At 64.6% G+C, this 21,661-nt stretch carries 22 protein-coding genes and 1 pseudogene; 7 read left to right on the forward strand and 16 right to left on the reverse strand.

What is annotated here, in order from left to right; all coding sequences use genetic code 11:
* Positions 1-240: 240 nt before the first annotated feature.
* Both rpsO and JGU71_RS21695 read right to left on the reverse strand, forming a co-directional pair.
* On the reverse strand, positions 241-510 hold the full coding sequence (gene rpsO, locus JGU71_RS21690) for a 30S ribosomal protein S15 (protein ID WP_199706425.1): 270 nt from the start codon (positions 508-510) through the stop codon (positions 241-243).
* A gap of 108 nt (positions 511-618) precedes the next feature.
* A complete protein-coding gene (locus JGU71_RS21695) occupies positions 619-1,575 on the reverse strand; it encodes a bifunctional riboflavin kinase/FAD synthetase (RefSeq protein WP_199706427.1) in 957 nt (318 codons plus the stop codon).
* A gap of 132 nt (positions 1,576-1,707) precedes the next feature.
* Between JGU71_RS21695 and JGU71_RS21700 the strand changes: the two genes are divergently transcribed.
* From JGU71_RS21700 to JGU71_RS21710, 3 genes are read left to right on the forward strand one after another with little or no spacing between them, the layout of a single operon-like run.
* Positions 1,708-2,631, forward strand: coding sequence for a metal ABC transporter substrate-binding protein (locus JGU71_RS21700; RefSeq protein WP_199706547.1), 924 nt, complete (start codon positions 1,708-1,710; stop codon positions 2,629-2,631).
* On the forward strand, positions 2,628-3,431 hold the full coding sequence (locus tag JGU71_RS21705; protein WP_199706429.1) for a metal ABC transporter ATP-binding protein: 804 nt from the start codon (positions 2,628-2,630) through the stop codon (positions 3,429-3,431). The genes JGU71_RS21700 and JGU71_RS21705 overlap by 4 nt, the downstream gene beginning before the upstream one ends.
* On the forward strand, positions 3,428-4,321 hold the full coding sequence (locus tag JGU71_RS21710; protein WP_199706431.1) for a metal ABC transporter permease: 894 nt from the start codon (positions 3,428-3,430) through the stop codon (positions 4,319-4,321). The genes JGU71_RS21705 and JGU71_RS21710 overlap by 4 nt, the downstream gene beginning before the upstream one ends.
* Here the strand turns inward: JGU71_RS21710 and JGU71_RS21715 are convergent.
* A complete protein-coding gene (locus JGU71_RS21715; protein ID WP_199706433.1) occupies positions 4,281-5,585 on the reverse strand; it encodes a family 1 glycosylhydrolase in 1,305 nt (434 codons plus the stop codon). The genes JGU71_RS21710 and JGU71_RS21715 overlap by 41 nt on opposite strands.
* Positions 5,586-5,755: 170 nt before the next feature.
* Between JGU71_RS21715 and JGU71_RS21720 the strand changes: the two genes are divergently transcribed.
* Positions 5,756-6,418 (forward strand): metal-dependent transcriptional regulator, encoded by a 663-nt coding sequence (locus tag JGU71_RS21720; protein ID WP_199706549.1) that lies wholly within the window; start codon positions 5,756-5,758, stop codon positions 6,416-6,418.
* A 154-nt stretch (positions 6,419-6,572) separates the two neighbouring features.
* Here the strand turns inward: JGU71_RS21720 and truB are convergent, their stop codons facing one another.
* The 11 genes from truB to rimP all read right to left on the reverse strand — a co-directional run bounded on the left by truB (position 6,573) and on the right by rimP (position 17,596).
* Positions 6,573-7,469, reverse strand: coding sequence for a tRNA pseudouridine(55) synthase TruB (gene truB, locus JGU71_RS21725; RefSeq protein ID WP_199706435.1), 897 nt, complete (start codon positions 7,467-7,469; stop codon positions 6,573-6,575).
* Positions 7,470-8,123, reverse strand: a complete 654-nt coding sequence (npt, locus tag JGU71_RS21730; protein WP_199706437.1) for a 4'-phosphopantetheinyl transferase Npt — start codon at positions 8,121-8,123, stop codon at positions 7,470-7,472. It abuts the gene before it with no gap.
* Positions 8,120-9,058, reverse strand: coding sequence for a metallophosphoesterase family protein (locus tag JGU71_RS21735; RefSeq protein ID WP_199706439.1), 939 nt, complete (start codon positions 9,056-9,058; stop codon positions 8,120-8,122). Before JGU71_RS21735 ends, npt begins: the two co-directional genes overlap by 4 nt.
* A 15-nt stretch (positions 9,059-9,073) precedes the next feature.
* On the reverse strand, positions 9,074-10,462 hold the full coding sequence (locus JGU71_RS21740; protein WP_199706441.1) for an MATE family efflux transporter: 1,389 nt from the start codon (positions 10,460-10,462) through the stop codon (positions 9,074-9,076).
* A complete protein-coding gene (locus JGU71_RS21745; RefSeq protein WP_199706443.1) occupies positions 10,449-11,462 on the reverse strand; it encodes a DHH family phosphoesterase in 1,014 nt (337 codons plus the stop codon). Before JGU71_RS21745 ends, JGU71_RS21740 begins: the two co-directional genes overlap by 14 nt.
* Entirely contained in the window at positions 11,452-11,925 is a 474-nt protein-coding gene (gene rbfA, locus JGU71_RS21750) for a 30S ribosome-binding factor RbfA (RefSeq protein ID WP_199706551.1), read from the reverse strand. Before rbfA ends, JGU71_RS21745 begins: the two co-directional genes overlap by 11 nt.
* Before the next feature lie 139 nt (positions 11,926-12,064).
* On the reverse strand, positions 12,065-12,355 hold the full coding sequence (locus JGU71_RS21755) for a DUF503 domain-containing protein (protein ID WP_199706445.1): 291 nt from the start codon (positions 12,353-12,355) through the stop codon (positions 12,065-12,067).
* A 78-nt stretch (positions 12,356-12,433) separates the two neighbouring features.
* Positions 12,434-15,415: a translation initiation factor IF-2 gene (gene infB, locus JGU71_RS21760; RefSeq protein ID WP_199706447.1), complete on the reverse strand. Its 2,982-nt coding sequence runs from the start codon at positions 15,413-15,415 to the stop codon at positions 12,434-12,436.
* Positions 15,416-15,568: 153 nt separating this feature from the next.
* Positions 15,569-15,913 carry a YlxR family protein gene (locus JGU71_RS21765; RefSeq protein ID WP_199706449.1) on the reverse strand — a complete coding sequence of 115 codons (345 nt, stop codon included), beginning with the start codon at positions 15,911-15,913 and terminating at the stop codon, positions 15,569-15,571.
* On the reverse strand, positions 15,894-16,985 hold the full coding sequence (gene nusA / locus JGU71_RS21770) for a transcription termination factor NusA (RefSeq protein WP_233529861.1): 1,092 nt from the start codon (positions 16,983-16,985) through the stop codon (positions 15,894-15,896). The genes JGU71_RS21765 and nusA overlap by 20 nt, the downstream gene beginning before the upstream one ends.
* The gene (rimP, locus tag JGU71_RS21775) at positions 16,982-17,596 is read right to left on the reverse strand and encodes a ribosome maturation factor RimP (RefSeq protein WP_199706451.1); all 615 of its coding nucleotides are present in this window, start codon (positions 17,594-17,596) and stop codon (positions 16,982-16,984) included. Before rimP ends, nusA begins: the two co-directional genes overlap by 4 nt.
* A gap of 132 nt (positions 17,597-17,728) precedes the next feature.
* Between rimP and JGU71_RS21780 the strand changes: the two genes are divergently transcribed.
* Both JGU71_RS21780 and JGU71_RS21785 read left to right on the forward strand, forming a co-directional pair.
* Positions 17,729-18,253 carry a hypothetical protein gene (locus JGU71_RS21780; protein ID WP_199706453.1) on the forward strand — a complete coding sequence of 175 codons (525 nt, stop codon included), beginning with the start codon at positions 17,729-17,731 and terminating at the stop codon, positions 18,251-18,253.
* Positions 18,250-18,684, forward strand: a complete 435-nt coding sequence (locus JGU71_RS21785) for a ferritin-like domain-containing protein (protein WP_199706455.1) — start codon at positions 18,250-18,252, stop codon at positions 18,682-18,684. The genes JGU71_RS21780 and JGU71_RS21785 overlap by 4 nt, the downstream gene beginning before the upstream one ends.
* Positions 18,685-18,707: 23 nt before the next feature.
* Here JGU71_RS21785 and JGU71_RS21790 read toward each other — a convergent pair.
* A pseudogene (locus JGU71_RS21790) lies at positions 18,708-20,039 on the reverse strand (DHA2 family efflux MFS transporter permease subunit).
* 203 nt (positions 20,040-20,242) lie between these two features.
* Between JGU71_RS21790 and JGU71_RS21795 the strand changes: the two are divergent.
* Positions 20,243-20,848 (forward strand): TetR/AcrR family transcriptional regulator, encoded by a 606-nt coding sequence (locus JGU71_RS21795; RefSeq protein ID WP_233529862.1) that lies wholly within the window; start codon positions 20,243-20,245, stop codon positions 20,846-20,848.
* 51 nt (positions 20,849-20,899) lie between these two features.
* On the opposite strand, the gene JGU71_RS21800 is transcribed toward JGU71_RS21795, so the two are convergent.
* Positions 20,900-21,580: an O-methyltransferase gene (locus JGU71_RS21800; RefSeq protein ID WP_199706457.1), complete on the reverse strand. Its 681-nt coding sequence runs from the start codon at positions 21,578-21,580 to the stop codon at positions 20,900-20,902.
* Positions 21,581-21,661: the final 81 nt, after the last annotated feature.

The following is a 21,661-nucleotide window of genomic DNA, read 5'->3' on the forward strand; positions in this document are numbered from 1 at the left end:
GCTGTGGACTCGTGTCCACATCTTCTCTAGCTACGGACTCGAGTCCGTCGTTCAGGTGTTCAGGTGTTCAGGTGTTGCGTGTGGATGGCCCCCACCCACGTGTCGCTGACCGACTCGATTTGTCCAACTGGGTTGACAAACTACTCGACAAACACGAGTAGCCAACGGGGCAAGTCTAGGCGTTGCCCCGTTGGCTTCTGTGTCAGATCGCAAATTTGTCGTCCGTGCCGCTCAGCTCGATCAGCGGCGAAGTCCGAGCCGCTCGATCAGCGAACGGTAACGCGCAATGTCCACTTTCTGGACGTACTTCAGCAGGCGACGACGACGTCCGACCAGCAGCAACAGGCCGCGGCGGGAGTGGTGATCGTGCTTGTGCTTCTTGAGGTGTTCGGTCAGATCGACGATGCGCTTGGTGAGCATCGCAACCTGGGCCTCCGGCGAACCGGTGTCCGTCTCGTGAATTCCGTACTCGGAAAGGACGGCCTTTTTCTGCTCGGTGGTCAATGCCACGCGTCTACTCCTGGTGTTTACGTCCGCGCGCTGGTTGGTGCAGGGTTTTGCACACACAGGTGTAGCCACCGCGGACCGCAGCGCACACCAGCCGAGAATATTACCAGCTCAGCGGAGTACTTCTCGCGCACGTTCGACGTCGCGACCCATTTCGCCGATCAGGTCGTCGATGGAGTCGAACTTCTCCATCCCCCGCAGGTGTTCGACGAAGTCGACGGCAACGTGCTGGCCGTACAGGTCGGCCTCGCCGTCGAGAACGAAAGCCTCGACGGTTCGGGTGCGGCCGGAGAAGGTGGGGTTGGTGCCGACGGAAACCGCGGCCTTGGCGCGCTGACCAGCCGTTACCGTACCGATCGTCGGACCGGGACCGAGCACCGTGAACCACGCCGCGTACACGCCGTCGGCTGGGATGGCGGCGTACATCGGCGGCGCGATGTTGGCGGTCGGATAGCCGAGCGCCCGCCCGCGACCGTCACCGTGCACGACGACACCTTCGACACGATGCGGTCGACCCAATGCTTCGGCGGCCGACGCGACATCGCCGGCGTCGACGCAGGCGCGGATATAGGTCGAAGAGAACGTGACAGCGTGCTCGCCGAGCAGTTTCACCGCGTCGACCGCGAAGCCGAACCGCTGGCCGGCTTCTTCGAGGGTCTCGATCGTGCCCGCGGCCTTCTTGCCGTAGGTGAAGTTCTCGCCCACCACGACCTCCGCGACGTGGATCCGTTCGACAAGGACTTCGTGTGCATACCGAGCCGGCGTGAGCTTCATGAACTCGTGGGTGAACGGCATGACGCAGAAGACATCGATGCCGAGTTCTTCGGCCAGTTCTGCACGTCGGGTGAGTGTCGTCAATTGGGCCGGATGACTGCCTGGGCGAACAACTTCCATCGGATGTGGGTCGAATGTCATCAACGCGCTCGGGATGCCGCGGCGCTGCGCGGATTCGACCGCACGGGCAATCAGTTCTCTGTGGCCGCGGTGCACGCCATCGAAGACACCGATCGTGAGAACGCAGCGACCCCAATCGGCCGGAACGTCGTCGAGACCTCGCCATCTCTGCACAACTACGAAGCCTAGGTCAAAGCCTCTGGGCGGGTCATCCCCGGACCTGCCCAACCGGGGAGTTCGCGGGACGGCTCGACTCGTCTACACTCAGAATTCGGTAACCCGAACTTTTATCTTGGAGGGGTTGAAATCAAGGCATTTGCCCTCGTCCGTGCCCTGGCCGCCGGTGCCGTCGTCCTCGCCGTAGGCACCGGCTGCACGACGTCGACCTCTACCGCAGCATCGAGCAACGATCCGCGTCCGCTGGTGCTGACGACCTTCACCGTGCTCGCCGACATCGCGCGCAACGTTGCAGGCGAGCATCTGCGGGTCGAGTCGATCATCAAGGCAGGCGCAGAGATTCACGGCTACGAACCCACCCCTGGCGACCTGAAGAATGCGGCGAGCGCGTCGTTGATTCTCGACAACGGGCTCGGACTCGAATCGTGGTTCGGTCAGTTCGTGGCAGATCTCGAGGTTCCGCATGCCGTACTCAGCGACGGCGTCGAGCCGATCACCATCACCAACGGCGCGTACTCGGGCAAAGCCAACCCACACGCGTGGATGTCGCCGACCAACGCGCAACGCTACGTAGACAACATCGTGACGGCATTTGCCGATCTCGACCCTGCCAATGCGGCCGACTATCGGGCCAACGCCGAGGCCTACAAGGCGCAACTGCGGTCGGTCCGCGAAGACCTCGTCCGCGAACTGGCGCCGGTACCGGAGAACCAGCGCGCTCTCGTCACCTGCGAGGGTGCGTTCTCCTATCTCGCACGCGATGTCGGCCTTCGCGAGGCGTATCTCTGGCCCGTCAACGCCGAACACGAAGGCACACCGAAGCAGGTCGTCGCGACGATCGAGTTCGTCCGGGACAACAAGGTTCCCGCGATCTTCTGCGAATCGACCGTCTCCGACAAAGCCCAGACCGCCGTCTCCGAAGACACAGGCGCACCGATAGCGGGCAAGCTCTACGTCGATTCGCTGTCCGGAGCCGACGGACCCGTCCCCACCTACCTCGATCTCCTTCGATTCGACACCCACACGATCGCCCAAGGACTCACTCGGCCATGACGACAACGCAAGACACCGCAGCACGAAGCGCCGAGCCGGCGTTGCGCATCACCGATCTCACCGTTCGCTATCGCGAGGTGCTCGCCCTCGACAGCGCATCGCTGACGCTCGACTCGGGCCGCGTCTGCGGGCTGGTCGGCATGAACGGCTCGGGCAAGTCGAGCATGTTCAAAGCCGTGATGGGCGTCGTGAAGCCGTCGAGCGGCGACGTCGTCATCCGTGGCGTGGCACCCGCGATCGCCCGTCGTCGCGCCCTCGTCAGCTATGTGCCGCAAAGCGAATCGGTCGACTGGACGTTTCCGATCAGCGTGCGCGAAGTGGTGATGATGGGCCGCTACGGCAAACAGAATTGGCTGCGCCGGCCGCGTCAGGTCGACCGCGACGCGGTTGCGATGGCGCTCGAACAGGTCGAGCTCACCGATCTCGCCGACCGTCAGATCGGCCGGCTGTCCGGCGGGCAACGCAAACGCGCGTTCGTCGCGCGGGCAATCGCCCAGGAGGCGTCGGTTCTGCTGCTCGACGAACCTTTCGCCGGTGTCGACAAACGCACCGAAGCGACGATCACCCGGTTGCTGCGCAGCCTCGCCGCCGACGGTGCCGCGGTCCTGGTTTCGACACACGACCTGCACGGACTACCCGAGTTGTGCGACGAGGCGGTGTTGATTCAGAAACGCGTCCTTGTGCACGGAACGCCCGACGAAGTGCTGCGACCCGAAAACCTTGCACGCGCATTCGGCGCGGACCCGCTCGCGGGCAGCTCACGCGACAACCGGACGACTGCGGACGGACAACACCTGTGAATCTTCTCGACGTTCTGATCGAACCGCTGCAGTACACATTTATGCAGCGCGCCTTGCTCGTCACCGTGACCGCCGCAATCGTCGGTGCGGTCCTCAGCTGCTGGCTGGTCCTCATCGGGTGGTCGCTGATGGGCGACGCCATTTCCCACGCAGTGCTGCCCGGAGTTGCGCTCGCATATCTGCTCGGTTTGCCGTTCGCGATCGGTGCGATCGTGTTCGCCGTGGTCGCGGTGTCGTCGATCGGCGTGGTGCGCAACACGTCTCGCGTGAAGGAAGATGCCGCGATCGGCGTCGTATTCACCACACTCTTCGCGTTCGGCGTCGTCCTCGTCTCCAAGTATCCGAGCCAGATCGACCTCAACCACATCCTGTTCGGCAATCTGCTCGGCGTCACCCGTGAGGATCTCTGGCAGGTCCTCGGACTTGGGCTACTCGTCCTTGCGGTGCTTGTACTGAAGCGTCGCGACCTGATTCTGTACGCGTTCGATCAAACCCACGCGCGAGCCGTCGGGTTGTCGCCGCCGGTGTTGTCGGCACTTCTACTCGGCCTGCTCGCCTTGACGACGGTGGTCACGCTGCAGGCGGTCGGAGTCATTCTCGTGGTCGCCATGCTGATCACACCGGGCGCGACGGCGTATCTGCTGACCGACCGTTTCGGCCGGATGATGCTGATCGCGCCCGCGGTGTCGGCCGCCTGTGCCGTCGTCGGAATCTACGTCAGCTATCACCTGGACGTATCGTCCGGCGGCTGCGTGGTGCTCGCACAGGGAGCCGTCTTCACCGTCGCATACCTCTTCAGCCCGAACCAAGGCATCGTGCCGCGCTATCTGCGGCGCCGGGAGTCGGTTTCTACCGCACCGGTTCCAGACAGCTCGCGGGCGGCGCGATGATCGAGCACAGCCCGGGCGCCCGGGTCGGTCGATAGTCCGCCGGTACTCCCCCGTTTCGGGTGATCTCCCGGTATGCGGGCACTGCGTCGGTCGGCTTGCGGGTCAGCGTCGGATCCGTCTCGACGTCGACGGTATAGATGCCGAACCGTGATGCGTAGCTTCCCCATTCGTAGTTGTCGGTCAGACTCCAGTAGTTGTAGCCGATGACGTCGATACCGTCGGCTTTCGCCCGCTGCAGCCAGTAGACGATGTCGCGCAGATGATCGGCACGGTGGTAGTCGTCCGCTCGGGTTGTGCCGTTGTCGGTCGGCATTCCGTTCTCGACGATGTAGAGCGGCAGCGTCGGATACTTGCGGGCGTAGTACCGCAACGCGTAGTAGATGCCTTCCGGCTCGATCGTCGCGTCCCAGTGCGTGCCGATCAACGGGTCGAGCGACGGCGGATTGGTGAGCGACGCACCGTAGTAGAAGTCGATGCCGACGTAGTCGAGCTGCACCCGGTCGACGAACTGCGTGGCGATCACGGGCTCGGCACCGCCGGGAATATGCGCAACGTTGCTGGTCACCATCGCGCCAGGCATCACACTGTGGATGTAGTCGTAGATTCCGTTGTGCGCCTGCACAAGTCGGTCGAACATCGCCGGCACGTCCTGCGGCCCCAATCCGCCGGTCGCAAGCTCCTGCCCGACGTAGGCGGTTGGCTCGTTGATGGTCACCCACAACGGATCGAACTGCTTGTATCGATCGACGACGCGGCGCATATTCGCCAACCACTCAGCAACCATCTGCGGGTTCCGCCAGCCACCCCGGTCGACTTCCCAACCCGGATACACCCAGTGATCGAGAGTGATCATCGGCCGCATGCCAGCGGCGCGGATCTGGCGAATCACGCTGTCGTAGAACGCGAAATCACCGTCCACCCAGACTCCCGGGCGGGGTTGCACCCTCGCCCACTCGACCGTCAACCGATACACGCCGACACCGAGATCCTTCGCGAGCTCGATATCGGAGCTTGCCCGGTTCAGGAACTCGACCGAGTTCAGGTACGGATCCTTTGCCTTGCCCGAGGCTGCGTAGCGACTCCAATTGCTATCCGGCGCAGAACCTTCCGACTGAAATCCCGACGAGCTGACGCCGAACAGAAAGCTACTCCCGAGCGGCGGGACGGTCGGCGGCTCGGCGGATGCCGGGACCGTCGCAGCCACCAAACCTGCGACGAGTACTACGAACAGTGCGCTCGCCCGGACTCGCATCGTTGCGATCATGTTCGCGACACTAACCTTTCACCCCGTCACGATGTGTCTTTCCGCATTGGTTTGCCTAAGCTCTAACCGTGGCGGGTAAGCGCGAGGCAACGGCAGACGAGGCGAGCGGAAACGACGCCTCCCCGGTCGGCACTGCGTCGACCACGGACAACGCGACGCCATCGACCCAGCTGACCCCCGTCGCGCAGGACTACCTCAAGGTCATCTGGACTGCTCAGGAGTGGTCGCCGGAGCGTGTCTCCACCAAACTCGTCGCCGAGCGGATCGGCGTGTCGGCGTCGACGGTGTCCGAGGCGATTCGCAAACTGGCCGACCAGGGCTTGGTCGATCACGCCAAGTACGGCTCCATCACCCTCACCGACGAAGGTCGTGCTGCGGCGATCGCGATGGTTCGTCGGCATCGTTTGATCGAAACGTTTCTGGTCAACGAACTCGGCTACGGCTGGGACGAAGTGCACGACGAGGCCGAGGTGCTCGAACACGCTGTGTCGGACCTGCTGATGTCGCGTATCGACGCCAAACTCGGCTATCCCGAACGTGATCCGCACGGCGATCCGATCCCCTCGGTCGACGGGGCGGTGCCAACGCCGGCAGCGAAGCAGCTGAGCGATTTCGTCGACGGCGAATCGGGCCGGGTGGCCAGAATTTCGGACTCCGATCCGGCGATGCTGCGCTACTTCGACTCGGTCGGTATCGCGCTCGACACCGACGTCTGCATCATCGAGCGACGCGACTTCGCGGGCACTGTCTCGGTGCGAATCGGTTCCGATTCGGCAGCACCGATCGATCTAGGAAGTATTGCAGCCCAGGCGATCTGGCTGGTCCACGAGTAGCGCCACCCACCCGGAGCGAATGTGACACTCGTACCCCTATGCGGTACCGCTGCGACATTGGCTCCACCCGATCAGCCTCTCGCGGAATGAGGGTGCCCCAGCCACCATCGAACGGCGTCAAGGTGCCCCTCACGCCACCCGACAGGCCCCACATTCAGCGCAACGTCGCCGGCCGCACGACCATGACGGATGCCGCGCGCTTGCCCTTCTCCTGGACGAGCGCGATGGCACGGCCTTCGGAGTCGACGGTCGCATAGACGCCGCTCAGCCCGATCGGCTCCAACCATCTGCCTTGACTGAGTGATTCGGCTTCGTCGGCGTCGATCGTCCTGTGCGGGAAGGCGGTCAGCGCAGCGGTGTCGATATCCAGGCTCACGGCAGGTTCGTCGGCCAACTCCTCGAGCGTTCGCGCATGCTCGAGCGTGAATGGTCCCACCACTGTTCGCCGCAATGCCGTCAGATGACCACCGACGCCGAGCGCAGTGCCCAGGTCGCGCGCCAATGCGCGGATGTAGGTGCCCGACGAACAGTCGACCTCCACGTCCAGATCGACGAAACCGTCTGCCTCATCGCGCCGAGCGAGCACGTCGAACTTCGACACGACAACCTGCCGTGGCGGAAGTACAACCTCTTCGCCCGCACGAATAAGCGCATGCGCGCGGCGACCATCGATCTTGATCGCGCTGACACTGGACGGAACCTGTGCGATCTCCCCCGTCAGCGCCGCGACGTGTCCAGCGATCTCGGCATCGGTGATGTGCGACGCCGACGCGGTCGACACGACCTCACCTTCGGCGTCGTCGGTAGTCGTCGCCGCGCCGAGTCGAATCGTCGCGGTGTAGGACTTCGTCGTCAGAGCGAGAAGACCGAGCATCTTCGTCGCTCGGTCGACGCCGAGCACGAGGACCCCAGTCGCCATCGGGTCGAGCGTGCCTGCATGCCCGATCTTCTTCGTATGCAACAGTTTTCGGCACCGTGCAACCACGTCGTGGCTGGTCATACCCGCGGCCTTGTCGACGATCAACAGACCTGCACCTTCGAGAGTGCTCATCTAGTGCGTCACGATCGCAGTCACGACAAGCCCGTCGGCGATCAGCCAGCGACCGTCGAAGGAGGCCAAAGGCGCGCCACCGTCGGTCGTCTTGCCGTCGATCAGCAGATCGCTGTGAAACGTCCCGCCCGAACCGTCGACGGTGAAGGTGATGTGCGCGTCCTCGAAGCCGAGCCACCGTCCCGTCAGCGGCTCCCACGCCTTGTACGTCGCTTCCTTCGCGCAGAAGAGCAGACGGTCCAGGTGCAGGTCGCCGGACGTGCTTGCAAGCCAGTCCCGCTCGGCGGGCAAACTCACCGCGTCGAGCACACCGTCCGGCAACGGACCGTGCGGTTCGGCATCGATGCCGATCGACCGAAACGCCATCGCGTGTGCAAGGACGGCACCCCGGTACCCGTCGCAGTGGGTCAGGCTGCCGACGATGCCTTTCGGCCAGATCGGTGCGCCCGACTCGCCTTTGAGGATCGCAACCTCGGGTTCACCGAGCTGTACCAGCGCCTGCCGCGCGCAGTGCCGAGCGCCGATGAAATCGCGCCGACGTTTCTCGACCGCACGCGAGATCAGGGACTCCTCGCGCGGATGCGGCGTCAGACCGGGCGGATCGGCGAACAATTCGGCTGCCGCCACGCCTGCAGGCAGTATCGCCTCGATCACGTACGGTCCCCCTGCGCTTTGGCTTTGATCTTCGCGGCCTCGGCCTCCATCTCGGGCGTCAGCTCGAAATGCCCACCGAACCTGTTCAGCGAGCCCGGTGGGTACTCGGGCACCGGGAGGATCTGGCGAAGAATCTTCTTGGGCAACCCGCGTCGCTGCCATTCCCTCGGGTAGCCGACGGAGACCTCTTCGAATCGAACGTCGTCGTAGTACGTCGTCCGCGGGATGTGCAGATGTCCGTAGACCGAGCACAGCACGTTGTAGCGCTTGTGCCAGTCGGCCGTCCGTTCGGTGCCGCACCACAGCGCGAACTCGGGGTAGAACAGCACCTCGGTCGGTTGGCGTACGAGCGGAAAGTGGTTGATCATCACAAGCGGCATGTCGGGGTGCAGTTCGTCGAGCCGGCGCTGGGTGGCGGCGACGCGGTCGTGACACCACGCGTCACGCGTCGCATACGGCTCCGACGACAGCAGAAATTCGTCCGTCGCCACCACATTGCGCTCACGCGCGATCGCCAGACCTTCGGCCTTCGTCTTCGCACCCTTGGGCAGGAACGAGTAGTCGTAGAGCAGAAACATCGGCACGAGCGTGACCGGGCCGTCGATTCCGTCCCACACGGGATACGGATCCTCGGGGGTGATGACGTCGATATCGCGGCACATGTTCACCAGGTAGTCGTAGCGCGCCGCACCGTGTATCTGGACGGGATCCTTTGCCGTGGTCCATAACTCGTGGTTTCCAGGGACCCAGATCACCTTTGCGAAACGACTGCGGAGCAGAGTGAGCGCCCACCGAATGTCGTCGGTCTTCTCCGATACGTCACCAGCGACAATCAGCCAGTCCTGCGGCGAATCAGCCTCGATCGATTCGGTTACCGGGCGATTTCCACGGTGCCCGACATGGATATCGCTCACGGCCATCAGCTTGGGACTCACTCGTCCTACCTTTCCCTACTTCGTCTCAGGCAGCTCGCCCACCCCGGCCGTAGCTCGGGTCTGGATGTCGGATCCCGGGATCGCCCATTTACCCGAGACGGTCCGGAGCACGACCGCAGTCATCCGCAGCAACATAAACGCCGTCAACCCTGCCCAGATTCCCACCAGCCCCCAATCGAACGCGAGAGACAGCCAGATCACGGGCAAGAACCCGAGTACCGCGCTGCCGAGCGTCGCCGTGCGCAGGAAGGGTGCGTCGCCCGCGCCGAGCAGTACTCCGTCGAGGGCGAAGACGACACCACCGATCGGAACGATCGCGACGAAGAACCACCATGCAAGCTGGGTCTGAGCGATCACGTCGTCGTCGGTGGTGAATACACCCGGCAGAACCGAGTTGGTGAGCGCGAAACCGGCAGCCAACACCACGGCGAACACACTCGACCAGCGGGTGATCCGCCACGCCAGCGTTCGCGCCGCATCCGCGTGGCGAGCGCCCAACGCCGCGCCGATCAGCGACTGAGCGGCGATGGCCAGGGAATCCAAGGCAAGTGCAACGAAGTTCCACAACTGCAGTACCAGCTGATGCGCCGCGACAGAGGCGGCACCGAATCGGGCCGCAACTGCCGCTGCCGACAGAAAGCAGGCCTGGAACGCGAGACTTCGCGCGATCAGATCCCGGCCGAGTACCAGTTGGGCACGCATAGCGGCCGGATGCGGACGCAGATCCGAGCCATCGCGGATCAGCGCGTAGACGAAGAACACGGCCGCAATGCCCTGCCCGATCACATTGGCCACCGCGGACCCTGGCAGACCCATGTGCGGAGCGATCCACAGGCCGTGCACGAGGAACGGACACAACACCGCAGACACCGCCAACCCGACGACCACATAGCGGAAGGGCCGCATCGTGTCCTGCACACCACGCATCCAGCCGTTGCCCGCCATGCTGATCAGAATCAGCGGCGCACCGAACAACGCGATGCGCAGCCATGCCTCTGCTTCGCCAGCGATATCGGATCCACCCGCGATCAGTTCGGTCACCGGCCGTGCGAGCAATTGCATGACGACGACGATCGTGACGCCGATTCCGATGGCCAACCAGGTTGCCGAGACGCCTTCGCTCACCGCCGACTTTCGATCGCCTGCGCCGTGAAATCGCGCGGATCGTGCGGTCGTGCCGTAGGAGAGAAAGGTCAACTGAGTGCTGACCTGCGTGAGGATCAGCCCGCCGACAGCGAGGCCTGCGAGCGCGAGCGCTCCGAGCCTGCCGACGACAGCGAGATCGAACAACAGGTAGACGGGCTCGGCGACGAGGACACCGAACGCGGGCAACGCCAACTCGGCGATCCGGCGTGGTTTTACCGCACCGGTTGCGACGGCCTCGGAATGCTCAATCGAGGGCATCGGTCAGTGCCGACACCAGCTCGGCGATCGGTCCTCGGGTCGTGTAGCCGGCGGCGAACCGATGCCCACCGCCACCGAGCTGTGCAGCGACAGCGGATACGTCGACAGAGTCCTTGGATCGCAACGACACCGACCACAGCGGACCGTCGGTGGCATCGCCGTCGGGCATCTCTTTGAACACCGCGGCGACCTCGGCATCGGAGGTCGTACGGACGATGTCGATGACACTTTCGACTTCTTCGGAACGGAGGTCCCCGACGTCGGATCGCTCGACCACCGCGTACACCAGGCCGCGACCTTGCGCGCATTCCTGCACGAGTTCGGCAGATCCGAGTACCCGGGACAACATCGGCAGCCAGCCGAACGGGTGCGTGTCGAGCAAAGCGCGCGCGATTCGGCCGCCGTCGATCCCCGTCTCGAGGAGCCGTTCGGCAAGAGCGTGAGTACCCGGTCTGACCCACCGAAACGAGCCGGTGTCGGTGACAAGTCCGGCATACAGGCAGTGGGCGACATCCTTGTCGATCTCGGCACCCATCAGATCAAGCAGTCGCGCAATGACACTCGCCGTCGACTCGGCTGCCGCGTCGACGACATTGATCTCGCCGAAGCACGTATTCGAACGATGGTGATCCACGACCACTGTGCGACGCGCGCCGTCGAGCCGGTCACGTAGGCGACCGAGTCGCCCGACACTGCCGCAGTCGACCGTGACGAGCAGATCGACCTCGTCGGCAACCTCGTCCGGTGCGACGAGAAAATCGCCACCCGGCAACGTCTGCAGCGAGTCCGGCAATATCGCGGGCTCGGCGAACGACACCTGAACCGGCACGTTGCGCCGATCGAGGGCGATGGCCAGCGCCAAACCACTACCGATGGTGTCCGCGTCGGGTTGCAGGTGACACAGCACCGTCACCGACGACGCCGAGGTGAGGGCGTCGATGGCGGGGGCCAGATCGGCGTCCGACAGTTCGGACACCTCCTGGCCGGACTCAGTCGGCATCTGCAGCGTTTTCCGACGCGGCGTCCAGCTTGTCCGCATCGGTCTTGTACGGGTCGGCGTCGCCTGCGTGCTTCGCGCCTGCTCGGGCCCGAGCGACCTCGTCGTCGGCAGCACGCGCTCTGGCGAGCAGTTCTTCCATCTGCCGAGCCGTGTCGGGCACCTTGTCCTCGACGAACGCCAGCGTCGGCGTGAACTTCACGCCGGTACCTGCGCCGACCTTCGAACGCAGGACGCCCTTGGCCTTTTCGAGTCCGATTGCCGCTGCTTCGACGTCGGGCGGCGTATTGAGGTCTTCGCCCATCACCGTGTAGTAGACCGTCGCATCACGCAGATCACCGGTCACTTTGGCATCGGTGATGGTGATGAAACGCAATCGCGGATCCTTGATCTCGTACTCGATTGCCGTTGCGACGATAGCTGCGATTCGTTTGGCGAGTCGCCGTGCTCTGGCCTGATCGACCATCGCAATCACCCCCTCTCGAACCACCATGTGATGCGGTGTCCGAAGTTGTGGAACACCTGCCGATGGGCAGGCGTTCGAGTCTAGAAGATTCTGCCGGTGGGCAGAAGCTCGGACCGTTTCGAGTCCGACTTGTCCGAAATCAATCCTCTGGTCCGAAAATGCGTCGACGCACCGCGAGAAGCTGAATCTCGGGTCGCCGTGCGACCAGTCTCTCGCAGTTGTCGAGCACTTCGTGCACATGCGTTGCGCCCGAGCTGGCGATCGCGACGCCGACCATGGTCCGTCGATATCTGTCCTGCTCGCCGGTTTCGGCAGCCGAGACACCGAAGCGTTTCAGCTCGGCGACGATGGGCTTGATCACGGACCGTTTTTCCTTGAGCGAGCGGACATCCCCGAGCAGGATGTCGAGTTCCAGTGCACCCAGATACATGTGCGGTGGGGCCCTCCTCCGGTCGAGCCGTGCACGGTCGGCGAGGTCCGAAGACCCCGCCGACCTGCAAGACACGGACTAGTCGCGAGGCTTTTCGCGCAGCTCGTAGGCCTCGATGATGTCGCCTTCCTTGATATCGGAATACGTCAACGTGAGACCACATTCGAAGCCTTCGCGCACCTCGGTTGCGTCGTCCTTCTCGCGCTTGAGCGAGGAGATCGTGACGGTCTCGGCAACAACGACGTTGTCACGCAGCAAGCGCGCCTTGGCGTTGCGGCGGATCGAGCCCGACGTGACCATGCAACCTGCGATCGTGCCGACCTTCGACGACCGGAACAGAGCGCGGATCTCGGCGCGGCCGAGCTCCACCTCTTCGTAGACCGGCTTGAGCATGCCCTTGAGGGCCTTCTCGATTTCGTCGATGGCCTGGTAGATCACCGAGTAGTACCGGATGTCGACACCTTCGCGGTTCGCCAGCTCGGTCGCCTTGCCTTCGGCACGGACGTTGAAGCCGATGATGATCGCGTTGGACGCCGACGCCAGGTTGACGTTGGTCTCGGTGACGCCACCGACGCCGCGGTCGATGACGCGCAACTGCACCTCGTCGTCGATCTGAATGCCGAGCAGTGCCTCTTCCAAGGCCTCCACTGTTCCGGAGTTGTCGCCCTTGAGGATGAGGTTGAGCTCGCTCGTCTCCTTGAGCGCCGCATCCAGGTCTTCCAGGCTGATGCGCTTGCGGCTACGGGCCTGCATCGCGTTGCGCTTACGCGCATTACGACGGTCCGCGATCTGACGGGCGATGCGGTCCTCGTCGACGACGAGGAGGTTGTCGCCTGCGCCTGGCACCGAAGTGAAACCGATGACCTGGACCGGCCGTGAAGGCAGTGCTTCCGCGACGTCCTCGCCGTGCTCGTCGACCATTCGACGAACGCGTCCGTAGGCGTCACCTGCGACGATCGAGTCACCCACACGCAGGGTTCCGCGTGCGATGAGGACGGTCGCGACAGGTCCGCGGCCACGGTCGAGGTGCGCCTCGATGGCAACACCCTGTGCATCCATGTCCGGGTTGGCGCGCAGATCGAGCGCGGCATCCGCGGTCAGGAGGACAGCCTCGAGCAGTGCATCGATGTTGGTGCCCTGCTTCGCCGAGATGTCGACGAACATCGTGTCGCCGCCGTATTCCTCTGCGACCAGACCGTATTCGGTCAGCTGCTGCCGGATCTTGTCCGGGTTCGCGCCTTCCTTGTCGATCTTGTTGACCGCGACCACGATCGGCACGTCGGCCGCCTGGGCGTGGTTGATCGCTTCCACCGTCTGCGGCATGACGCCGTCGTCGGCGGCAACGACCAGGATCGCGAGGTCGGTGGCCTTGGCACCACGGGCACGCATGGCCGTGAAGGCCTCATGACCGGGGGTGTCGATGAACGTCACGAGACGCTCGTTGCCCTCGAGCTCGGTCAGCACCTGGTAGGCACCGATGTGCTGCGTGATGCCGCCGGCCTCGCCCTCACGGACGTTGGCCTTACGGATCGAGTCGAGCAGTCGCGTCTTACCGTGGTCGACGTGACCCATGACGGTCACGACAGGCGGACGCTGTTCGAGATCGTCCTCGTCACCTGCGTCTTCGCCGTAGGTGAGGTCGAAGCTGTCGAGCAGCTCGCGATCCTCGTCCTCGGGGCTGACGACCTGGACGACGTAGTTCATCTCGCCGCCGAGCAGCTCCAGCGTCTCGTCGCCGACCGACTGTGTCGCGGTGACCATTTCGCCGAGGTTGAACAGGGCCTGGACCAATGCAGCGGGGTTCGCGTCGATCTTCTCTGCGAAGTCGACGAGCGATGCGCCGCGAGCGAGACGGATGGTCTCGCCGTTGCCACGTGGCAGCCGAACGCCACCGACTGCCGGCGCCTGCATGTTCTCGTACTCGGCGCGTTTCGCCCGCTTCGACTTGCGTCCTCGACGGACTGCGCCGCCCGGACGACCGAAGGCACCTGCGGCACCGCCGCCACGGCGTTGACCGCCACCGCCGCCGCCACCTGGACGACCACGGAAGCCACCTGCTGCGGGTGCGCCTGCACCGGGAGCACCCGGAGCGCCGCCGCCGCCACCTGCGCCGCCGCCGCGGTAACCGCCGCCACCGCCGCCGCCACCGGGACCACCCGGACGACCGCCGGGAGCGCCGCCTGGACGACCGCCGCCGGGCCTACCTGCTCCTGGTGCGGGACGAGCCGAGCGGGTCGGCATTGCGCCTGGATTCGGCCGAGGAGGCATCGAACCCGGGCTCGGACGCGGACCGCCCTGGCCCGGAGCCGGACGGGGACCGCCCTGACCTGCGGGGGGACGAGAGCCGGGGGCCGGACGCGGACCACCCTGACCGGGAGCCGGACGGGCGCCGCCCTGGCCGGGAGCCGGACGGGTGCCACCGGGTGCCGGACGACCTGCAGCCGGACGCGGTGCGCCGGGAGCCGGACGAGGAGCCGGACGCTCGGTGGGTGCAGAGGAGTACGGGTTGTTGCCGACGCGAGGAGCCTTGGGACCCGGCTTCGGTCCGCCCGGAGTAGCTGGTGCGGCCGGAGCGGCCGGAGCTGCTGCCGCCGGGGCGGGAGCTGCGCTCGCTTCGGGAGCCTCGGCAACAGGGGCTGCGGTTCGCGGAGCGGGACGCGGTGCACTCGGAGCGGGACGACTCGGGGCCGGAGCCTCGGTTGCCGCTGCGGGGGTTGCGACCGGAGCCTCGACCGGGGCCTGTGGTGCCGCCGCGGCCGGAGCCTTCGGTGCAGCCGGTGCAGGCTTCGGGCCCGGGCGGGGTCCGCCGGGCTTGGCCGATGTCGTCGATGCTGCCGACGTGGACGGTGCCGATGCGGTTGCACTCGGCTTGGTTGCGCTGCCGTTGGCTGGTGCCTTCGGTGCGGCGAAAGATTCACGCACACGGCGTGCGACTGGCGCCTCTACTGTCGAGGACGCCGATTTTACGAACTCGCCTTGCTCTTTGAGCTTTGCGAGTAGTTCCTTACTTGTGACACCGAGTTCTTTTGCCAACTCGTGCACGCGGGCCTTGCCTGCCACTGCTCTCCTCACTGAGAGGTCGAGCGTGGCGTCCCCACTGATGGGGGCCCGCACGACCTCGGGTTATCTCCGACGGACGTTCATCGCTGGTGCTTCACGGTGTGCTCATGAGTGCTCGTGCCTGTTCTTCTCGAGATCTGTTACTCGGGCCTACTACTGCGCCTGGCCTCCGGCCGGTACGGCGTCGATCATCCGAACCAATGCGGAGTTATCCAGAATTCCGGACACTCTCAATGCTCTGCCGAATGCTCGGCGCCGCTCTGCAAGTGCCAGACAGCTCGAATCGGGGTGCAACCAAGCACCCCGTCCGGGAAGTCTGCGCTTAGGGTCTGGCACCAATTCGAAGCTTGCGGCCTGCGTGCTGCCGTCGGTTTCGAACTTGCGCGCTACGACCCTGAGCAGGTCGACAGCTTGCACTCGCTCTCGGCATCCGATACACGTCCGAACCGGGGACCGGGACGGCTGTGACACAGAAACTTCAGGCTCGTGCTGAACCATCGTCCACTCTACCGCTGATCGCCGGAGAATCCCGCATCCCTCCCTGGACCCGATTTGCTTCGGGTCCCGCAGGACTGTCCGCGGTGGGTGCTGCATCGCTGCGGATGTCGATCCGCCACCCGGTCAGCCGTGCTGCGAGACGCGCGTTCTGGCCTTCTTTGCCGATGGCGAGCGAGAGCTGGAAGTCGGGTACGACGACGCGCGCAGCGCGGGCATCTGCGTCGACGACGGTTACCGAAACGACCTTCGACGGCGACAGCGCATTGCCGACGAATCGCGCAGGATCGGCATCGAAGTCGATGATGTCGATCTTTTCGCCCGCCAGTTCGCTCATCACGTTGCGGACCCGCTGTCCCATCGGTCCGATGCACGCACCTTTGGCGTTGAGCCCGTTGATGTTGGATTTCACTGCGATCTTCGAACGGTGGCCCGACTCGCGAGCTACTGCAACGATCTCGACCGAGCCGTCGGCAATCTCGGGAACTTCGAGTGCGAACAGCTTGCGAACCAAATTCGGGTGGGTGCGCGACAGCGTGATCTGCGGACCACGCTGACCGCGTGTGACGCCGACGACGTAGCACTTGAGCCGCTCGCCGTGCACGTAGGTCTCCCCCGGCACCTGCTCGGCCGCAGGAATGAGACCGTCGGCGCCGTTGGCATCGCTGCCGATTCGGACGACGACAGTGCCACGCGCATTCGCTCGGGTGTCGCGCTGGATGACGCCGCCGACGATCTCGCCCTCGTGGGTCGAGTACTCGCCGAACGAGCGCTCGTGCTCGGCATCACGCAGGCGCTGCAGGATTACCTGACGCGCGGTCGTCGCCGCGATCCTGCCGAAGCCTTCAGGCGTGTCGTCCCATTCGGAGATCAGGTTGCCGTCCTGGTCGGTCTCGATCGCCATGACCCGGACGACGCCGGACTTGCGGTTGACGTCGATGCGGGCGTTCGACTGGTGCCCCTCGGTGTGGCGGTAGGCAGTGAGCAGTGCGGATTGGATCGTCGAGATGACGGTCTCGATCGAGATGCCTTTTTCAGCCTCGATGGCACGCAATGCGGCGATGTCTATATTCATTTGTCGGCTTCCTCTACTTCGATCGAATCGTCTACTGTGCCTGGTGTCGGCCGCCCGGGTGTGACGCCGCCCGCCAACTCGAGTTCCCGCGGATTGGGCGGCGAGAATTCGACCTTCACAACAGCCTCGGTGACTTCGGAGAGCAGCACCGTACGCAGGACCGGACCGACCTTCGGGTCGGCGACGACGACGAGCGCAACGTGCGGTCCTTCACCCTCGGAGCCTTCGGAGGCCTCTGAGCCTTCCGGACCCTCCGACACCTCACCGACACGTGCGTCGAACTTCTCCGTTGGTGTCCTGACCCGCACCTTCCGGCCACGGGCGCGACGCCAGTGCCGCGGCTGGGTGAGCGGACGATTGATGCCGGGCGTGGTCACTTCGAGGGTGTAGGCGTCGTCGTCCGATTCGTCTGCGGCATCGAGAGCAGCGGATATGTCACGACTGACGGCTGCGATGGCGTCGAGACTGACGCCACCTTCGCGGTCGACGATCACACGAACTGTGGATTGGGTGCCTGCTGATATCAGCGACACATCCTCGAGATCCAATCCGTGCGCTGCGACGGGATCTGCGACGAGTTGGCTCACCCTCTCGATCGACGGAATCGGCATCTGAAAAGGCTCCTAGGTTCAGTTGTGTGCGGTGCTCACGAGCGTTGGTCGGACGTCTAGCCTAACGCTGATTTCAGGGTGTGGTGTCCAGCCGCGCTACGTCGACGCCCGCGTTCCTGGCACGATGTAACCGTGCTCACCTCGTTCACCACTGGATCGGTATCGCGACGGTCCGCCCTGCGGCTCGCGGGTTTCGGCGCGCTCGGGACTGCCGGCGTCGCGTCGTTGCCGGCTTGTGGAGCAGGTGCCGACGACAGTGCCCCGGCACCTGTCGATGTGCTTATCGCACAGCGCGATCGAGCAGACAGAGACTCGAACCTCGCAAACGCGGCGGTCGCGACGATGCCAGAGCGTGGGCAGGCACTCACGTCGATCGCCGCCGAACGAACAGCTCACCGCGACGCTCTCGACACCGAAATAGCAAGAGCAGCAGGGACATACGATGACGGATCGACGCCCGCGGCCAACCGCGGCGCGACCACCGGCAGCAACGCTACGCCCGTGACTCCCCCGAACCTGGACGAATTGCGTACCAGGCTCACCGAATCGGCACGCAGCGCGTCGAATCTCGCTCGAACCGAATCGGGTTATCGGGCAGGACTACTCGGCTCGATCAGCGCCTGCTGTACAACTCAGGTCGGGGTGTTGCTGCGATGACCGGAACCGAGCAGCAAGCGCTCGTCGACGCTCTGAAGGCGGAACACGCCGCCGTGTTCGCCTATGGTCTCGCGGCCGCCTTCTCCAATCCGGAACGCGCAGAACTGATCGCGACGAATGCCGCGGCACATCGCGCGCGGCGGGACGCGACGATCGACGCACTGACCGCGGCCAGCGTCGACGCGCCGACCGCCGAAGCGGGTTACACGGTGCCGTTCCCGGTTGTCGATCCGGTCTCCGCTGCGCGACTCGCGGCCGAGGTCGAAGCAGAGACCGCGATCGCATGGCGCTCGGTCATCGAGCGTGCCCAGTCCGACCACACCCGCGGCACCGGTGTCGAAGCGCTCACCGAAGCCACTCTGCGACTTGCCAATTGGCAGACAATACTGGGAACGGCACCCCCGACGGTGCCGTTCCCAGGTCAGCCCTGACGATCCAGGTCAATTGTCGACGCTCACAGTGCAACTCGAACGGCTCGGCGGCTCGGCACGAAGAACGCGGCGACGACGGCGACCGACACCGAGGCCATGCCCACCAGGAGTGCGGGCCGGAGCGCGTCGGTGTAGCCGGTCGGCGTCAACGAACCGTCCGACCCGAGGAACACCGCGGTCAGGACTGCCACACCGAGCGCGATGCCGATCTCACGAATCGTGGAGTTCGCGGAACTCGCTGTCGCGTGGTCGGCTTCGGCCATGTCGACGAGAACGGCGGTAGCGCTCGGCGCGAACGTCAGCCCCATTCCGACGCCGGCCATGATGAAGCCGGGAACGAAGTCGGAGTAGGTAGCGCCGGGCACAGTCACCGCAGCCATGTAGGCGAGCGAGACCGCCTGCAGTCCGAGACCGGTGACGAGCAGGGTCCGCAGCCCGAGACGTTCGACGAGCAAGCCTGCGATCGGCGCGACGATCATGGGCGCCGCGGTCCACGGCAGCGTCCGCACACCTGCCTCGAACGGTGTGTATCCCATGACGATCTGTAGGTACTGCGACAGCAGGAAGACCGCGCCCATCATGCCGAGCGAGAACGTCAGGCCGATGATGTTTGCCATGGAGAAGCTTCGAGATCCGAAGAGCCGCAACGGCATCACAGGAAAGCGGATCCTCGATTCCCTGACAACGAACGCGACAAGAAGTGCACCGGAAGCAACGAGTGTCGTGAGCACCGACGTCGAGGTCCAGCCGTCGTCGTTGCCGTGGATGATGCCCCAGACACCGGCGAAGATGCCAGCTCCGGCGAGCAGAACGCCGACGACGTCGAGCGGCACCTTGCGACCGCGGGACTCGCCGAGTGCGTACAGCGCGAGCGGAATGGCGACGACGGCGACGGGCACGTTGAGCCAGAAGATGGCCTGCCATGACACACCGTCCACGACGGCTCCGCCGACGACCGGCCCGAGTGCAACACCCAGACCCGACACTCCGCCCCAGACGCCGATGGCAAGCGCGCGTTTGCTTGCAGGGACAGCACCGGCGAGCAGCGCTAGCGACAGCGGCATGATCGCGGCCGCTCCCATTCCCTGCACTGTTCGCGCTGCGATCAGCATTGCCGAGGTGGTCGCGAGTGCGGATGCGATGGAGGCCAGCGTGAAAACCGTGATGCCGCCGACGAACAGCTTGCGGCGGCCGAGCCTGTCTCCGAGCGTCGCTGCCGCAAGCATCAACGTCGCGAAAGCGAGTGTGTAGGCGTTCACGAACCACTACAGCTGCCCGACCGTGGCACCGAGATCGGCCTGGATGACAGGCAGTGCGCTGGTCATGACGAGGTTGTCCAGTGTCGCCATGAACATCGGCAACGACGCCGCTACCAGGGCGAGCCACACGGGAACCCGTCGCTTGGACGGCTCGAACGGATTTCCGGGAGCGTCCGATGACGCCCCGCGGTCCGACAGTAGATCAGGTGGATCCGAGACGATCGTCATGACCACTCCTTGTAAGCATCGAATGATAACTAGTAATGTCGAAGGTAGTAATCAACTGATAACATGTCAATATGGCAAGCGTAGAAACCTCGACAAAGCCCGCGACCAGAATGAGCGCCCCCGAGCGGCGTGAGCTCGTTCTTGCCGCGGCGTCTCGGGCGTTTGCCGTTGGTGGATACGCTGGCACCAGCACCGATGCCGTCGCACGCGAGGCCGGCGTGTCCCAGCCCTACGTCGTGCGAATGTTCGGATCCAAGGTCGAACTCTTCCTCGAAGTGTTCCGTCGAGCCGGCGACGCGATCATGGCAGCGTTCGATGCCGAGCTCGACAAACTCGAGGCCGACCCGCATCGAGATGAAATCTGGGATGCCCTTGCTTCGGCCTACAGTGAACTCGTCACCGACCGCGACCTCCTTCTGGTGATGATGCACGGTTTCACCGGTGGTGCGGTGCCCGAGATCGGCGCCCAGGCTCGCGACTGCATGTCAGCTATCTATCAGCAACTCGTCCGAAGGACCGGTTGCACGCCCGAGCGCGCGCGGGAATTCATCGCTCAGGGCATGCTGCTGAATGTGCTGCTCGCCATGCAGGCGCCGGAGCACGCGCACCAGGATCCAGCCCTTGCCGAGCTGTCGTCCTGCGCCTTCGGGGACACGTTGGGGCCTTCGGCCTCGTGAGTCCTTTCGGTGGTTGGGCCCGCCGAAAAGACTCACGAGGCGCGGAGCGCCCTAGCCGATCACAAGGGCATAGGCGAAGCCGTCCCAACCTTTGGATCCGACGGTCTGCACGACCGTAGCTTCCAATCGCGGCTCCGCAGAAAGCAATTCGAGCACATCGCGGCTCGCCTCGGCATTCGGATCTGCCGACTCCCGGTCTGCTACCCCACCGTTGCGAACGACGTTGTCGACGACGATCACCGACCCCGGTCTGGTCAGCCGCAGCGCCCAGTTCACGTAGTTGGAGTTGTTGACCTTGTCCGCGTCGATGAACACGAGGTCGAACGGACCTGATCCGTCGGTGGAAATGTCGGCAGCCACAACCGGCAACGTCTCGAGTGCGGCTCCGACACGGACCTCGACGCGGTCGCCGACCCCCGCACGGCCGAGGTTCGCGCGCGCAACAGAGGCGTGCTGCGGGCTGTATTCGAGCGTCACGACTTTGCCGTCCGGGCCTACTGCCCGAGCCAGCCAGATCGTGCTGTACCCGCCGAGGGTGCCGATCTCGAGGATCCGCCGCGCACCGATCGATTTGGCGAGCAGGTGCAAAAATTTGCCCTGCGCAGGCGATACGTCGATCGCCGGCAAACCACCGGCAGCATTTGCGGCAAGTGCGTCGGTCAGCGTCGGATCGTCGCCGACGAGCGTCTCGACGAGATAGTTGTCTACATCGCCCCAGCTCGGTGTCGTCATGACGTCGATTGTGACACCAGGACAGCTGTCCAGCAGGCCGTTGGTAGGTTCGTCGATTTTCCTCGCAAAACGACGACGACT

Source organism: Antrihabitans stalagmiti (assembly GCF_016482825.1).
In the GTDB taxonomy this organism is placed as follows: Bacteria; Actinomycetota; Actinomycetes; order Mycobacteriales; family Mycobacteriaceae; genus Antrihabitans; species Antrihabitans stalagmiti.

Bases quoted from the DNA above. Each gene is read 5' to 3' on its own strand.
- JGU71_RS21705 (WP_199706429.1), top strand. From the start codon at position 2,628: ATGACGACAACGCAAGACACCGCAGCACGAAGCGCCGAGCCGGCGTTG.
- JGU71_RS21715 (WP_199706433.1), bottom strand. From the start codon at position 5,585: ATGATCGCAACGATGCGAGTCCGGGCGAGCGCACTGTTCGTAGTACTC.
- truB (WP_199706435.1), bottom strand. From the start codon at position 7,469: ATGAGCACTCTCGAAGGTGCAGGTCTGTTGATCGTCGACAAGGCCGCG.
- JGU71_RS21740 (WP_199706441.1), bottom strand. From the start codon at position 10,462: ATGCCCTCGATTGAGCATTCCGAGGCCGTCGCAACCGGTGCGGTAAAA.
- JGU71_RS21745 (WP_199706443.1), bottom strand. From the start codon at position 11,462: ATGCCGACTGAGTCCGGCCAGGAGGTGTCCGAACTGTCGGACGCCGAT.
- rbfA (WP_199706551.1), bottom strand. From the start codon at position 11,925: ATGGTCGATCAGGCCAGAGCACGGCGACTCGCCAAACGAATCGCAGCT.
- JGU71_RS21755 (WP_199706445.1), bottom strand. From the start codon at position 12,355: ATGTATCTGGGTGCACTGGAACTCGACATCCTGCTCGGGGATGTCCGC.
- JGU71_RS21765 (WP_199706449.1), bottom strand. From the start codon at position 15,913: ATGGTTCAGCACGAGCCTGAAGTTTCTGTGTCACAGCCGTCCCGGTCC.
- nusA (WP_233529861.1), bottom strand. From the start codon at position 16,985: ATGAATATAGACATCGCCGCATTGCGTGCCATCGAGGCTGAAAAAGGC.
- rimP (WP_199706451.1), bottom strand. From the start codon at position 17,596: ATGCCGATTCCGTCGATCGAGAGGGTGAGCCAACTCGTCGCAGATCCC.
- JGU71_RS21785 (WP_199706455.1), top strand. From the start codon at position 18,250: ATGACCGGAACCGAGCAGCAAGCGCTCGTCGACGCTCTGAAGGCGGAA.
- JGU71_RS21795 (WP_233529862.1), top strand. From the start codon at position 20,243: ATGGCAAGCGTAGAAACCTCGACAAAGCCCGCGACCAGAATGAGCGCC.
- JGU71_RS21800 (WP_199706457.1), bottom strand. From the start codon at position 21,580: ATGACGACACCGAGCTGGGGCGATGTAGACAACTATCTCGTCGAGACG.